The sequence below is a fragment of the Corynebacterium sp. HMSC05C01 genome (assembly GCF_001807155.1).
GTDB classification, from domain to species: domain Bacteria; phylum Actinomycetota; class Actinomycetes; order Mycobacteriales; family Mycobacteriaceae; genus Corynebacterium; species Corynebacterium coyleae.
In genome coordinates this window covers 75,068-88,930 of the sequence record NZ_KV787954.1, presented here as the reverse complement: position 1 = coordinate 88,930, position 13,863 = coordinate 75,068, and the positions used below count along the sequence as shown (strand labels likewise).

General features: G+C 61.7%; 13 protein-coding genes. 4 read left to right on the top strand and 9 right to left on the bottom strand.

Going from position 1 to position 13,863, the window contains the following annotated elements; translation table 11 throughout:
• Positions 1-25: 25 nt before the first annotated feature.
• The 8 genes from murF to HMPREF3145_RS05190 all read right to left on the bottom strand — a co-directional run bounded on the left by murF (position 26) and on the right by HMPREF3145_RS05190 (position 8,849).
• Entirely contained in the window at positions 26-1,546 is a 1,521-nt protein-coding gene (gene murF, locus HMPREF3145_RS05225) for a UDP-N-acetylmuramoyl-tripeptide--D-alanyl-D-alanine ligase (RefSeq protein WP_070422190.1), read from the bottom strand.
• Positions 1,543-3,048, bottom strand: a complete 1,506-nt coding sequence (locus HMPREF3145_RS05220; protein WP_070422189.1) for a UDP-N-acetylmuramoyl-L-alanyl-D-glutamate--2,6-diaminopimelate ligase — start codon at positions 3,046-3,048, stop codon at positions 1,543-1,545. The genes murF and HMPREF3145_RS05220 overlap by 4 nt, the downstream gene beginning before the upstream one ends.
• A 24-nt stretch (positions 3,049-3,072) precedes the next feature.
• The gene (locus HMPREF3145_RS05215; RefSeq protein ID WP_083279395.1) at positions 3,073-5,025 is read right to left on the bottom strand and encodes a peptidoglycan D,D-transpeptidase FtsI family protein; all 1,953 of its coding nucleotides are present in this window, start codon (positions 5,023-5,025) and stop codon (positions 3,073-3,075) included.
• Between the two features lie 109 nt (positions 5,026-5,134).
• Positions 5,135-5,842, bottom strand: coding sequence for a cell division protein FtsL (locus HMPREF3145_RS05210; protein WP_141739360.1), 708 nt, complete (start codon positions 5,840-5,842; stop codon positions 5,135-5,137).
• 47 nt (positions 5,843-5,889) lie between these two features.
• Positions 5,890-6,903: a 16S rRNA (cytosine(1402)-N(4))-methyltransferase RsmH gene (rsmH, locus tag HMPREF3145_RS05205; protein ID WP_070422187.1), complete on the bottom strand. Its 1,014-nt coding sequence runs from the start codon at positions 6,901-6,903 to the stop codon at positions 5,890-5,892.
• A gap of 175 nt (positions 6,904-7,078) precedes the next feature.
• The gene (mraZ, locus tag HMPREF3145_RS05200) at positions 7,079-7,513 is read right to left on the bottom strand and encodes a division/cell wall cluster transcriptional repressor MraZ (RefSeq protein ID WP_070422186.1); all 435 of its coding nucleotides are present in this window, start codon (positions 7,511-7,513) and stop codon (positions 7,079-7,081) included.
• 427 nt (positions 7,514-7,940) lie between these two features.
• A complete protein-coding gene (locus HMPREF3145_RS05195) occupies positions 7,941-8,333 on the bottom strand; it encodes a DUF3040 domain-containing protein (RefSeq protein WP_070422185.1) in 393 nt (130 codons plus the stop codon).
• Between the two features lie 81 nt (positions 8,334-8,414).
• Positions 8,415-8,849 (bottom strand): SAV_6107 family HEPN domain-containing protein, encoded by a 435-nt coding sequence (locus HMPREF3145_RS05190; protein ID WP_070422184.1) that lies wholly within the window; start codon positions 8,847-8,849, stop codon positions 8,415-8,417.
• Positions 8,850-9,016: 167 nt separating this feature from the next.
• On the opposite strand from HMPREF3145_RS05190, the gene HMPREF3145_RS05185 reads away from it, so the two are divergent.
• Genes HMPREF3145_RS05185 through HMPREF3145_RS05175 form a run of 3 tightly spaced genes read left to right on the top strand, consistent with a single transcriptional unit; the run spans position 9,017 to position 12,185 of the window.
• Positions 9,017-9,604: a GNAT family N-acetyltransferase gene (locus HMPREF3145_RS05185; RefSeq protein ID WP_070422377.1), complete on the top strand. Its 588-nt coding sequence runs from the start codon at positions 9,017-9,019 to the stop codon at positions 9,602-9,604.
• 44 nt (positions 9,605-9,648) lie between these two features.
• Positions 9,649-10,740, top strand: a complete 1,092-nt coding sequence (locus tag HMPREF3145_RS05180) for a polyprenyl synthetase family protein (RefSeq protein WP_070422183.1) — start codon at positions 9,649-9,651, stop codon at positions 10,738-10,740.
• A complete protein-coding gene (locus tag HMPREF3145_RS05175; RefSeq protein WP_070422182.1) occupies positions 10,740-12,185 on the top strand; it encodes an alpha-(1->6)-mannopyranosyltransferase A in 1,446 nt (481 codons plus the stop codon). The genes HMPREF3145_RS05180 and HMPREF3145_RS05175 overlap by 1 nt, the downstream gene beginning before the upstream one ends.
• Here HMPREF3145_RS05175 and HMPREF3145_RS05170 read toward each other — a convergent pair.
• Positions 12,154-12,543, bottom strand: a complete 390-nt coding sequence (locus HMPREF3145_RS05170) for an Rv2175c family DNA-binding protein (RefSeq protein WP_070422181.1) — start codon at positions 12,541-12,543, stop codon at positions 12,154-12,156. The two genes, HMPREF3145_RS05175 and HMPREF3145_RS05170, sit on opposite strands and share 32 nt — an antisense overlap.
• Here HMPREF3145_RS05170 and HMPREF3145_RS05165 point away from each other — a divergent pair.
• The gene (locus HMPREF3145_RS05165) at positions 12,542-13,843 is read left to right on the top strand and encodes a protein kinase domain-containing protein (RefSeq protein WP_070422180.1); all 1,302 of its coding nucleotides are present in this window, start codon (positions 12,542-12,544) and stop codon (positions 13,841-13,843) included. The genes HMPREF3145_RS05170 and HMPREF3145_RS05165 overlap by 2 nt on opposite strands.
• Positions 13,844-13,863: the final 20 nt, after the last annotated feature.

Sequence of the window (13,863 nt, the reverse complement as noted above, 5' to 3'; positions counted from 1 at the left end):
CTGCTGTTTCGTTATTCATGTTGAACTATCTAAGCGTATGCCCTTGCAGTAGCGCCTCGGCCACTGCCCACAGTCGCGCAACGTTTGATGCTTTTACCAGCACGACATCGCGGTCGGTGCGCGACTGCCAGTCGTCGATACCCGCTGGCGGCATAGCCAACAGTTCGCGCACTACCTCGCTGGCTTCGGCAGCATCGGCGACGCTGCTGGTGCGGATGCCGAATTGCTCAGCACGCTCGGCCAGCGCTTCCATCGACGCATTATTCCCGACAGTGATGAGGTCGGTGACGCTGTAGCGCGCCAACTCATCGGCAAGCGCCGCGTGCTCGTGTTCCGCACCGGCGCCAAGTTCGCCCATCTCCCCCAGCACCGCAAGAGAGCGCACACCTGGGCGCGCCGCGGCGGTGTAACCCAACGCGGCAATGGCAGCCCGCATCGATTCAGGGTTGGCGTTGTAGGCATCGTTGATCACGGTCACGCCATCGGCGCGGGTGTTGACGTCCATGCGGTTGACCGACACGGAATGTGCATCAGACAACGCCTGCGCGACAGTTGCGGCATCCATGCCCGATTCAATGCCGACTGCAGCTGCAGCCAGCGCATTGCCCACCTGGTGCGCACCGAACACGTTGAGGGTTACGCGCTGCGGATCGCTCTTCGGGGTGTGCATGATAAACGACGCACGCGCCACCGCATCCAGTTCCACATCGGTGGCGTAGTAATCCGCTGCCGTATTGCCGATGGCGGAAAAGCGCACCACGCGTGCCTTCGTCCGCGGAGCCATCGCGTTGACCAGGTCGTCGTCGGCGTTGAGCACCGCGATGCCATCGGCAGGCAGCGCCTCAACGAGTTCGCCCTTGGCCTGCGCGATGTTCTCGCGGGAGCCGAACTCCCCCAGGTGCGCCGAACCCACGTTAAGCACCACACCGATCTGCGGTGGTGCAATCGTGGCCAAATGCGCAATATGCCCGATACCGCGCGCCGACATCTCCGCGACCAGGAACTTCGTCTCCTCCGTGCAGCGCAGCACCGTGTACGGGTGGCCGATCTCGTTATTAAACGACCCCGGAGGAGCCACCGTCTCGCCCGCACGCTGCAGGACCGCCGCGATCAGGTCCTTCGTCGAGGTCTTGCCGGCAGAACCAGTCACGCCGATGATCCGCAACCCGTGGTTCTCCGTCAGTTCGCGGGCCACATAGGTGGCCAACTTTGACATCCCATCCACAACGCCTGCTGCGGAGCCAGTTGGATCGTTGACCGCCAGGTCCGAGTTGTCGTCGGCACTGGGCGGTCGCTTCTCGACGACCACAGCCGGCCGACCGACCTCCCTCGTGGTCAACGACGCCGTGGCACCCGCCGCAGCCGCCTTACCCACAAAATCGTGGCCATCCACGTTCGCACCCGGGAACGCAACGAATAGCCCGCCGGGGCCAATCTTGCGGGAATCAAACTCCACAAACCCGGTCACCGAGGCGTCCGGATCAGCCTCCGGGCTCAAATGTCCTCCGGTGATCTCCGCGATCTGGCGAAGCGTCAGTGCAATCATGCGTTCCTCTTCTCTCGGCGGGCGCGAAGTGCGCGCCGCATCTCTTCGCGGTCATCAAAATGGTGCTTGGTGTCGCCGATGATCTGTCCAACCTCGTGGCCTTTACCCACGACAATGATGGCATCGCCGGGCTTTGCCCACTCGACGAGCGCGTCGATCGCCCTCGCACGGGAGCCTTCCTGGATGATCTCGGCTGCCGTTTCTGCGTCGCGTGCGCCTTGAAGCACCGCTGCGCGGATCGCTGCCGGGTCTTCGGTGCGCGGGTTGTCATCAGTCACCACAACAAAGTCTGCGCCCTTCGCTGCTTCCGCTCCCATGAGGGGGCGTTTCGAGGAATCTCTGTCACCACCAGCGCCGATCGCCACACCAATCCGGCCATCGACCTGTCCACGCAGCGTCTGAAGCACTGCTGCGACAGCGGCCGGCTTGTGGGCGTAATCCACAACAGCTACAAAATCCTGGCCTTCATCAATTCGCTCCATGCGCCCCGGCACCGCCGCCTGCTCCAGGCCTGCGACAAACGCTGCTACATCGACACCAACCTGCGCCGCAAGCGTGGTGGCAAGGGCGGCATTGGCGACGTTAAACGCACCCGGCATCGGCAGAGCAAACTCCACCTGACGCTCTGGAGTGTGAAGTCGAATGTGCTGGGTTCCGGTGTCGTCGATACGCAATAGCTCCGCAGTGACTTCTGCATGCTCACCGCGGGTTGCCACCGTCACCGGGTGCTCCGCGCGCGCGGCCATCTTCTGACCCCAAGAATCGTCAACACAGATCACGCTGCGCTTCGCATGGAGGTCGCTCGACGGGTCAAAGAACAAGGCTTTCGCCTCGAAGTAGTCCTCCATCGTCGGGTGGAAATCAAGGTGATCCTGCGACAGATTGGTAAAACCAGCGACGTCGAACTGGGCTCCCGTCACGCGCCCAAGCATGAGCGCGTGGGAGGAAACCTCCATCACCACATGCGTAACGCCCTCGTCGCGCATACGGGCAAACAGTGCCTGCAACGTCGGCGCCTCAGGCGTAGTCAACTCGGTGGCCACATCGCGGCCCATGATCTTCGTGCCCGTCGTACCAATCAGGCCGACCTTGCAACCAGCCTGTGTCAGTCCACGCTCCAGCATGTACGTCGTGGTGGTCTTGCCCGACGTCCCAGTCACGCCCAGCAGCGTGAAGTCCTTCGACGGATGCCCGTACACCTCCGCGGCAACATGGCCAAGAATCGCGCGCACATTATCGACGACTAACACCGGCCGGCGATCCGACGTGTGCTGGATGATCGCAAGACCTTCCTCGTCAGTCAGAATCGCACCTGCGACCGAATCAAACGCGTACGACGCGCCATGCACCCGCGTGCCAGGCAGCGCAGCAAACAAGCCACCGGGCTCCACATTTTGGGAATCAAGACCAATAAACGACACCTCAAACGGTGCCTGCGGCGCATTGACGATGCGTGCCCCCGCAATCTCAGCGAGGGATGTCAGCGTGGGCGCTGAGGACATGATAATTCCTTCCTTTCAGGGCCGTTACTGGGCTTGCAGAACAAACGGTTCCGCGGGCGGACTCGGCGGGATATTTTCCTTATCCAACATCCAGCTCGCAATCTGACGGAACACCGGCGCCGCAGACTGGCCACCGGCACCGCCGTCGAGTACACCGCGCTGCGGCTCGTCCAGCATGACCGCCACAACAAATCTCGGATCGTTCGCCGGGGCAATACCCGCAAACGTAATCCAATACTGGCTCTGTGAGTATGCGCCCGTTTCCGGGTTCACCTTCTGTGCAGTACCTGTCTTGCCAGAGAACTGGTAGCCCTCTAGCGCATTTCCTTGTGCAGTACCCGACTGGTTGCCGGTCGGGTCTTCTTGGAATGCGGCACGGAACATATCCACCGTTGTACGCGCCGCCTCCTTGCTCACCACTTGGTTGCGCTGCGGCTCATCCTGCGGGATATCTTGCCCGTCCGGTCCGACGATGCGCTCGATGATGCGTGGCTGGATGCGCTCGCCGTCGTTGGCCAACGCCTGGTACACACTCGCCATCTGCAGCGCAGTCCAGCTCATGCCCTGACCGATTGGCAAGTTGGCAAAGGTACCGCCCGACCACTGTTCAAGCACCGGCAGCAGACCCGGCGACTCATTGGGCAACTCAATGCCGGTCGGAGCACCGATACCGAAACGGTTGAGGTAATCCCAGTAGCGCTCCTCGCCGAGGCGCTGCGCCAACTGCAATGTGCCCACGTTGGAGGACTTACCGAAGATGCCTGCGGTGGTGTACGGCAGAACATCGTGCTGCCAGGCGTCGCTCACTGTCACACCGGCCATGTCGATCGAGCCCGGCACCTGGTGCACCTCGAACGGGTCAGTCACCCCCTGATCGATTGAAGCCGCTGCAGCGATGACCTTTGCCACCGAGCCTGGCTCGAACGGGTGCGAGATCGCTGGGTTTTCAAAATCCTTACCCTGCTTGATCTGCTTTTCAATATCCCCGTTCGGGTTGATGGTGTCTGTATTTGCCATCGCCAACACCTCACCCGTGTGAGCGTCAAGGACGACAGCCTCAGCCGACTTTGCCAAAGAGTTTGCCTTTGCCTGCTCAAGCACTTGCTGCACATACGTCTGCAGGTCGAGGTCTACCGTGAGCTCAATGCGCGCACCAGGTACCGCTGGCACCACATCGCGCAGGGAGCCCGGAATGGACTGCCCACCTCCCGAGACGTCCTCGGTCGAGCGGCCGTCGATACCGGTAAGCACCGCATCGCTAGAGGCCTCAAGGCCGAACTGACCGTGCCCGTCCATGGAAACCTTGCCAATGATGTTCTCCCCCACAGCACCGTTCGGGTACTGGCGGATGTCCTGCTGGTCAGCAGCCACACCGTGGAACTTCGCCGCCACCTTCGCAGCGACATCGGGGTCAACGTTGCGCACTAAGACTTCGTACGACGTGTCGGCGTGGAGCTTGTCCAAAATCTCCTTGGCACTGACACTGCCCACAGTGCGCAACTGCTCTGTGTCTGTACCCGTAGGCTGTGGATCAGTTTCGCCACCGATCATGCCGGGGATCTCATTCGCCATTGTGCGCAGCACGTCTTCAACGCGGGCGTCGAGCTGCGCGTCGATATCTGCCTTGGGGACGCCGTCGATACGCATCTGCAGCTCTTGCTGCTGTCGCAGTTCCTCACGCAACTGCTTCGGCGAGACCGTCAACGACCTTGCCTGCATCGTGTACGCCAACTGCTTGCCGTCACGGTCCACGATCTCACCGCGACGCGCTGGCTCAACATACTCGCGCTGGCGTTGCACCTTGGCAACTTCACGCAACTCGCCGCCGATGATCACTTGGACCCAAAACAGGCGTGCGATCAGCAAGGCTGCAACGCTGAGGAACACAAGCGTCAAAAGGAATACACGGTGGTTGGTGATGTGACGCTGACTCTTCCGTGGCGCCGGACGCTTCCGGGGTGTGCCCGTGGATGTCACGTGCCCTCCTCACCTACCAAATCTGCTCATCGACTCGTTTATCATGCCCCGCACAAATGCGAAACGAGGTTGCGCCACACGCCTGCGGCACAACCCCCACCGTTAACGTCTATTCGCCGGCGGGCACATTTGCCTGATACGGCGCCACGTTGGCAACCTGCGGTGCTTGCTGCGGACGAGGCGGAGCTTGATTGCCACCTGGAACCTGAGTCAGCGCATCCGCCAGCTCGCGGGTTGCACGGTCATCACTGCTTGCACGGCCCTGCCGCAACGCTTCGCCGTTAACGTCGACAATCTTGGCAACCTTTTCTGGGTTGAAAGGCCGGCGCTCTTCAGCACGACCATCTTCCATGACCTCCACTAGGCCAGGTTCTCCAGCGACCACCATGCCTGCGCCTGCAGCGCGCTGTGCGATCTCCGCAGCAGAACGACGATCCTCTAAGTCACGGTTGAGCGACTCGACCTCGTTGGCAAGTTCACGCTCCTTCGACTGCAGCTGCTGGATGGTGAAGGTTTGTGTCGTGGCCACGCCGGACAGCAGCATCGCTATAGCAATACCGATCACCAGCAGAGGCACCGCAAGTGCGGACACTGCGGAAAAACGCGACGGCGCCGCGACCGTGCCAACCCGACGCCCACGCACAGACACAACCTGCTGCGAGCCGAGGCGCCCCCGCCCTCGGGAGTGCGGCACATGCGGCTTCACACCCGGCATCGTGCGACGACGTGCCGGAGCGCTTGTACGGCTGGTGCGGGCACTGCCATCGCGCGTCAGCGTCATCGCGCGGGAGCCACCTCGTGTGTCTCGTGCTGCCATGGTGTCCGTCCTCAGATGGTTGTGTGTTGTACGTGGTTTGTTGTGGGTTATGTGGTTGTCGTTGAGTGCTTAAGCTTCTCGACGCCGCGCACCCTCACCGGTGCTGCACGCGAGTTGCGCTCAATCTCTTCCTGCGGAGCCTTTTCCGCCCCGCGGGTGATGAGTTTGAACGTTGGCTCGGTGCCCGGCAGATCCATCGGAAGTCCCGCCGGCGTCTTTGAAGCTGTCAGTTCAGCGAAGGCAGATTTGACGATCTTGTCCTCGAGCGACTGGTAACTCATGAACACTGCCCGCCCGCCGACGCCGAGCAAATCCGTAATCACCGGAACCACTCGCTCGACAGCCTCAAGCTCGCGGTTGACCTCAATCCGCAGCGCCTGGAAGGTGCGCTTCGCCGGGTGACCGCCAGTACGTCGCGTGGCGGCCGGGATGGTGCTGTACAGCAGTTCCACGAGCCGGTCCGCACGGTCAAACGGCGCACGCTCGCGCTCCTTCAGCACAGCCGACGCAATCTTGCCTGCGAAACGTTCATCGCCGTAGGACTTCAGAATCCTCGCCAGGTCTCCATGCGAGTACGTGTTAAGTACCTCGGCCGCAGTGATGCCGGTGGTCGGATCCATGCGCATATCCAGCGGTGCGTCACCGCGGTAGGAAAAGCCACGCTCCTCCTGGTCCAACTGCATCGATGAAACACCGAGGTCGAACAGCGCACCAGCCACACCGTGCTGCCTCACAAGGTCGAAGGTCTCGCCCTCCCCCGATGCGATCTCGTCGCCGATGTAGTCGAACCGGCATTGCACCGGAGTGAAACGCTCACCGAACTGAGCCAGGCGCTCAGTCGCCTGCTGCAGCGCATTCGGGTCGCGATCCACACCGATCACGCGCGCTTGCGGAAATACGTTGAGAAAGTATTCGGTGTGGCCACCAGCGCCAAGAGTTCCATCGACAATGACGGCGTTGGCGCCGAACGCCTCTACAGCTGGGGCCAGGAGTTCGGCCATGCGGTCGCGCATGACCGGCACATGCCCATGAGGGTCTGCAGCGTGTGTGCGGTACACCATCCGGGCTCACCCCTCGCGGTCAGTTAGTCGTCGGCTCCTTCTAAGCCGGGGAGTATGTAGAGCCCTGTCCGGGGCGGCTGTTCTGATGTCGGGGAAGTACACCAGAATGCTTCACGCCCCGGACAGAGTCCGTACACACTCTCCGAATTGGTTGCCCGCTGTTGGGTAGTCAGTCCTACAGCAGACCGGAGAGAATGTCGTCGTCATCCGCCGCGGAGAACGCGGCTTCAGTCTCTTCTTGATACTTATTCCAGGATTCAAGATCCCAGATCTCGAGAAAATCCACAGAACCGATAACTACGCATTCCTTGGAAAGGCCTGCGTACTCACGGTGTGCCGGCGACAGGGTGATACGTCCGGACCCATCGAGCGTTTGCTCATCCGCACTGGCAGCCAGATTGCGGATAAACGCGCGCGCCTTCGGGTTCGTCCTTGATGCTGCAGCGGCCTTGCGGGCGCGTGCAGCAAACTCGTCCCGCGGGTACACCGCGAGGGAGTGGTCCTGCCCTTTGGTCACCATCAGGCCGTCTGCCAAGTCCTCACGGAACTTCGCAGGCAGCGTCAGGCGCCCTTTGTCGTCGAGCTTGGGAGTGTAGGTTCCCAGAAACATCCGGCGACCTACCTTCCTTCACCTTCAGAGATTGGCATTTGCAGTTTTCTCGGCTTCGCTCCGCATTACGCACGTAGTCAAGATGCGCACCACGGTGCTCCGCTGTGCCCCACTTTAACCCACTTCCCCCCACAAACGCCACACTCTGAGCAACTTAGTTCCCACAACAAGAAGAACACGCAGGTCAACGGCCACAATCCCCGTGGGGCAATTACCCGCCAATGTCCCCCACTTACCGCCACATCCCCCACTACAACCCCATCAATCACCTACAGGCACACGAGACGCAACCCGCTCCGAACGTCCTTTAACAGGCAAAATGGCCGGATCAAACCAACGGGTGGGGCAAAGTGGGGAATGTGGGGCGAAGTGGGGATAAAAAATCGCCCTCCCGAAGAGACCGGGAGGGCGAAGGGAAAGCTAAAAGCTACTGACGATCCTCAAACCGTCGACGGAAGCTCTCCTCCAGGCTAACACTGCGCGGCGAGCGCGACTTGGACTGAGCCTGCGCTCGCTGCAGCGAAACACCAGCGGCAGCCGGGGTACGGAGCGCCATGATCCCCCCATAGAACATCACACCGAAGCCGACGATGCTCAACACCACAGTCCACAGACTCCACGACGCCAGCGCCACTCCCCCAAGAAGAAGGACAAGGCCCAGCACAATGAGGGCGAGGCTACGCATAGTCAGCCGGCCCGACGGGTGCGAAGCACCATACCCAGAGGACGGAGCGACCGAGGAACCGAACTTCGGGTCGTCCGCAAGGAGCGACTGCTCGATCTCGCGCAGTGCGCGCATTTCCTGCTCAGAAAGAGACACTACTTTCTCTCCAGATCCCAGCTATGAATGAACAATGTATGGATACAACGAACATCGTACCCACATTGTTCCCGCGCCTTATTACGCCGCCATCGGCGCATCACCCCCAGTGGTGTCCAGGAGAAAGTCCTCAGCCGAACCGATAAGGCTTGAGACCACGACCGGCGACGGGTTGTCGTCGATCCCAGACGCCACCCTCGCCCGGCGCGCCGAGTATGCAGAAAATACCGTCGCCCAGTGCTGGCCACTTTCCCCGGTGAGCGCGAGCTTGTCCCACGCATTAGTTGGCAGCCGCTTCCGCTTCCGGAGCACAATGCTGCGAGCGTTGCATGCGCCAGCGATGCGCAGTGCAGCCCGGTATGCGTTTTCCATCGCAAGGTCGTAGCGCCTTGCCGCAAAGTCAGCATGAGCCTGTGCAAGCAGTGCCTCCGCAGAGAAGATAAACGAGTCAAACTTTCGCGGCGCCCCCATATCCCCGTACGCCCTGCCCGTTGTGGCTGAAACTACGCTTCCCATGACACTTTCCCCTTTCGCTGTTACCAGTGCATGTCGCCTTTTGATTGCCCATGACCCTAGAAGTCACCCACGACACCACAACCAAAAATTAGCACGTTTGTTCGACTGTTCGAACGAGGATGTGTGGTCAAGCCCCGCAACAGGCACATAAGTGGTTCGATAGTGGGGTGCACATTGAGATCCAAAGGCTGACCAAGGCGGAGTTTTCTTTCCTCGTGCCACGGTTGGTGGACATCTACATGGAAGCTATGGGGTACCCCCAAACCATGCGCGCGCAGCGTTTACGCGTGTGGCGTGGAGAGGTCACCTGGCCAGGCTTTTGCGCCGTGGCCGCAATCTCGGACAACAGCGTCATCGGAGTGGCCTACGGTTTTCTCGGCGCGCGGGAGCGCTGGTGGGACCAACAACTCGTCAAAGCACTCACTCAGCAACGTTCAGACGGCATGCTTTCTGACGACGACCGTGCGCTACTGGCCAATTACTTCGAAATCGCCGAAGTGCATGTGGATCCGAGGCACCAGGGCCGCGGCATTGGTGCGGCGATGCTCAGGGAACTGCTCGCATCGACATCAGCTCGTTGGGCTGTCCTATCTACTCCCGAGGTAGACGGCGAAGCTAATAACGCATTTGGGCTTTACCGCAAGTTTGGGTTCCAGGACGTTGCTCGCAATTTTTATTACGGAAGCGACCCTCGCCCGTTTGCGATTCTCGCACTCGACATGGCGGGCACACCTCATGTCGGCGAGGCTGACTAGGGTACGTTCCAGAGAGATTTTCGTAGACGACGGTGAGGAGCAGCGTGGCTACACACGAATTGGGGATTGGGAACTTAAGTGCGGTGCCTGGTGTCGTCGAAAAGCATTTGGAGCAGTTTTTCGACGAACACGGGCCGGCAATTTCCGCGATCGGTGAGCCTGTCTCGGAAGCAGTCGCGCACTTGCGCGCGTTCACACTGGGTGGTGGCAAGCGAGTGCGTCCGCTGTACGGCTGGGCCGGTTTTGTCGGCGCCGGTGGTTTGGAAACTAGCGGCGAGGACCCAAACGCGGTCTTGCGCGCTATGAGTGCACTTGAGTTCATCCAGGCGTGTGCACTGGTCCACGACGACATCGTGGACGCCTCCGATACCCGTCGCGGAAACCCCACGGTGCACCGCAGTGTGGAGGCCCAGCACCTCGAAAACCGTTGGCTGGGCGACGCTGCGACGTTTGGCGTGAACACCGCGATTTTGCTCGGCGATCTCGCCTTAGTCTGGGCGGAAGATATGTGGCGCTACTCCGGTGTTTCGTTGGAGGCGCTGCAACGCGCCGCGGAACCGTGGGTGGGCATGCGCACGGAAGTCATCGGTGGGCAGATCCTTGATATTTCGTTGGAAAGCCGTGGCAGCGAGTCTGCGGACATGGCGGATCGGGTGAACCGGTTTAAGACCGCCGCGTACACGATCGAGCGTCCGCTTCATCTTGGTGCGACTATTGCTGGTGCCGACGATGAGACCATTGCGGCATTCCGTGGTTACGGACGCGATATTGGCATCGCATTCCAGCTTCGCGACGACCTCCTCGGTGTCTTCGGCGACCCAGCAATCACCGGAAAACCCGCGGGCGATGACCTGCGCGAAGGAAAGCGCACTGTCCTTTACGCGACGGCGCTTGAGCTTCTCGATGCCAACGATGCCGACGAGCTCCGCACCGGTGTAGGTACCGCCACCGACCCAAAGGTGCTTCAGCGCCTCGCCGATCTCATCCGCCAAAGTGGTGCGGAGGATGCGGTCGAAGAGCGCATTAACCGTCTCACCGCGTCCGGCATTGCTCACCTGGATACCGCCGGTATTACTGCTGAAGCTCGCCAGGCACTGTCCGAGTTGGCCCACAAGGCCACAGACCGGCGTATGTGATGGCCGGTAAAATCCGGCCGATCCCCCTCGGCGTTGTCGCAGCCGTTCTCATCGCGATCGGTTCCTTTGGTGCCGGAGCGACGCGTTACCGTGACGGCCTCATGCGCTCGATAGGCCTTGAGTTCCTCACTTACGGCCACGGCCGCGGCATGATGGACGGCCTCCTGATGGCGGGCACTGGTCTTCTCGTGTTTGCCTGGCTGTGGCTGTGGCGCACCCGCCCAGGCGAGCAGACCGTGCTCCGTGCGGTGTGGTCGTGGGCCGCTCCACTCGCCTTGAGCGCACCAATCATGTCGCGCGACGTGTACTCCTACCTCATGCAGGGGGCAATGCTTCGCGACGGCTTCGACCCCTACTCCGAAGGCGCCGCTATCAACCCCGGCCCGTATTTGTGGGAGGTCTCCCACGACTGGCGCAACACCACAACGCCGTACGGGCCACTGCACTTGGGCATTGGCAAAGCGGTGACCACGGTTGTCGGCGACCACGTCGCGTTTGGCGTCGTTGCCTACCGGCTGATCGCGCTGGCAGGTTTCGCGCTCATTGTCTGGTCGGTACCGCGCATCGCGCGCCTCGCAGGTGCTAGCCCCGGGTTTGCACTGTGGGTAGGTGTAGCCAACCCTGTCATGCTGTTGCACCTGATTGGCGGCATGCACAACGAGGCGGTCATGGTCGGCCTGGTGTGCGCGGGCCTGTACCTGTGCATGCGACACACGTGGTGCACCCCCGGAATCGTGCTCATCGCATGCGCGGTATCGCTCAAGGCCACGGCTGCGTTCGCGTTGCCGTTTGTGGTGTGGCTGATGGTCACGCGTCGCGCCCGCGTCCACGATGTGCCCCACCACCTCGCCGCGCTTGCCGTCTCTGGAGCCTGGGCGCTGGCGGTCTCGGTCGCCGTCATCCAGGTGGTGACGTGGGTCTGCGGCTCAACGTGGGGTTGGCTCGAGGAAATCACCGGTAACTCGAAGGTGATCAATCCGCTGGCTGGTCCGACGTTCGCCGCAGAACTGATTACCCCGCTCGTGCAGTTGGTCAACGACGACTTCAGCTACAACACAACGCTTGCAGCCACCCGCACGGTGTTCAGCTTCGCGATGCTCCTCGCGCTCGTGATCACGTGGTGGTGGTTCCGCCCGGCGCGCGGCAAGGCCTACGCGCCGCGGATGCTGGCGGGCACCACCGTGGCGTATACGGCAGCGTTTGTCACCAATGCGGTAACGCTGCCGTGGTACTACGCCTCCATCTTGGCGCTCGTGGGCACGTTCCGGGCACCGGCCTGGGTAGCTAGAATTACCACCGGCGCATCCATCGTCGTGGCACTCGCGTTTACAGGCAGCGGCAACCACAGGCTCTACGACGTGTGGTTCCTCGCCGCAGCCTTCATCGTCGCCGTGGTAGCGACTCGCTGGGTGTTTAGAACGCCATCGCTTGCGCACGACGAATAACTTCGCGCGCTTTCTGACCATGCAAGGCGTCAATCGGGCGCCCCGGCAGCGAATCCTCTTCGGTGTAGAGGAATGTGAGGATCTCCTCGTCGTTGTAGCCGCCATCGGCAAGCACGGTGATCGCGCCTGAGACGAACTTCGACAACCCATCCTCACCGATCAGCCCAGCCGGGATGAATTTTTTACCATCCCGGATGTACATGACAAGTTTGCGGGCACCGACATAGTCGTGCACACGAGTGACCGGAACGCCCAACGCTTCGGCGGCGTCGGGAAAGGCCAGCAAGGTTTCGTCGCTAAGCAATTGCTCGAGATTCGTTTGTGTGCTCACGGCGCCCGATTCTACCCTGGGGTACATGGCAACACTCGCTCCAGGCACAACTCTCGACGAACGCTACGTCGTGGACCGCGCCATCGCCCGTGGTGGCATGGCCACGGTGTATCGCTGCATCGATTCCCGCCTGGGCCGGGAAGTCGCTGCGAAAGTCATGCACGAGCAATACGTCCACGACGCGGTGTTTCGCGACCGATTCCGGCGCGAAGCCCGCGCGATGGCGCAGCTCAGCCACCCTAACTTGGTCAACGTGTACGACTTCTCCGCGTCCGGCAACAACGTGTTTCTCATCATGGAACTCATCACCGGCGGCACGCTGCGCGAATTGCTCGCCGAGCGTGGTCCGATGCCTCCCCACGCAGCCGCGGAGGTGATGCGCGGCATGCTCACGGGACTTTCTGTCGCGCATGAAAAAAGCATGGTGCACCGCGATATTAAGCCGGACAACGTGCTTATCGACGCCTCCAGCCGCGTCAAACTCTCCGACTTCGGCCTCGTGCGCGCAGCCGCCGAAAACACACATTCGACCGACCAAATCGTGGGCACCGTCGCCTACCTCTCCCCCGAACAAGTCGACGGCAGCCCCATCACAGCCGCATCGGATGTGTACTCCGCCGGCATCGTGTTGTTCGAACTCCTCACCGGCCGCACGCCATTTCACGGCGACACCCCCATCGCGCACGCGTACGCACGCCTCCATGGAGATGTGCCCGCGCCGTCCTCACTCATTGCCGGGGTGCCAATGCTTTTCGACGAGCTCGTCGCCACCGCAACCGCCCGCACCCCCGAAGCGCGCTTCCGCGATGCGGGAGAATTCCTCGCCGCACTCGACGACGTAGCAGCCGAACTTGCACTGCCGGATTACACCGTGCCTGCCCCGCGCAACGCCGCAGCCACGCGAGCCGCAGCACACCCGACTAACTTCGGACTAGTCAACAACGCCACACAGCGACGCCTCTTCCCCGATGACGAGGCGCCAACGCGAGTCGCCCCCGCAGTTGAGAGGCCAACTAAGCAGGCGTCCCCAGAACTGCCGTCACGCAGCCAATGGCCCGCTGCACAGGCGTCTCCGGCTCCGGTTCCGGCCCCCGTTCCGCCTGCAGCCGCCCCCGTGCCCGCACCCGTGCCACCACGTGCACCCCGGCCTGCCGCTCCCAATCCGGCAAAGCGCCCCGCTGTCAAGCCGGTAACTAACCGCTCTCTGATCGGTGTCGTGCTCTACACCGCTGTTGCAATCGCCGTGGTAGCTGCGGTTGGTCTGGGCGCGTGGTGGTTCGGCTCCGGGATGTATGGCGACATCCCGGAGATCGTCATCCCGCGGTAGCGCTGGCCGAGTAGCGCTGG

Bases quoted from the DNA above. Each gene is read 5' to 3' on its own strand.
- HMPREF3145_RS05220 (WP_070422189.1), bottom strand. From the start codon at position 3,048: ATGTCCTCAGCGCCCACGCTGACATCCCTCGCTGAGATTGCGGGGGCA.
- murF (WP_070422190.1), bottom strand. From the start codon at position 1,546: ATGATTGCACTGACGCTTCGCCAGATCGCGGAGATCACCGGAGGACAT.
- rsmH (WP_070422187.1), bottom strand. From the start codon at position 6,903: ATGGTGTACCGCACACACGCTGCAGACCCTCATGGGCATGTGCCGGTC.
- HMPREF3145_RS05175 (WP_070422182.1), top strand. From the start codon at position 10,740: ATGGCCGGTAAAATCCGGCCGATCCCCCTCGGCGTTGTCGCAGCCGTT.
- HMPREF3145_RS05190 (WP_070422184.1), bottom strand. From the start codon at position 8,849: ATGGGAAGCGTAGTTTCAGCCACAACGGGCAGGGCGTACGGGGATATG.
- mraZ (WP_070422186.1), bottom strand. From the start codon at position 7,513: ATGTTTCTGGGAACCTACACTCCCAAGCTCGACGACAAAGGGCGCCTG.
- HMPREF3145_RS05165 (WP_070422180.1), top strand. From the start codon at position 12,542: ATGGCAACACTCGCTCCAGGCACAACTCTCGACGAACGCTACGTCGTG.
- HMPREF3145_RS05210 (WP_141739360.1), bottom strand. From the start codon at position 5,842: ATGGCAGCACGAGACACACGAGGTGGCTCCCGCGCGATGACGCTGACG.
- HMPREF3145_RS05170 (WP_070422181.1), bottom strand. From the start codon at position 12,543: ATGTACCCCAGGGTAGAATCGGGCGCCGTGAGCACACAAACGAATCTC.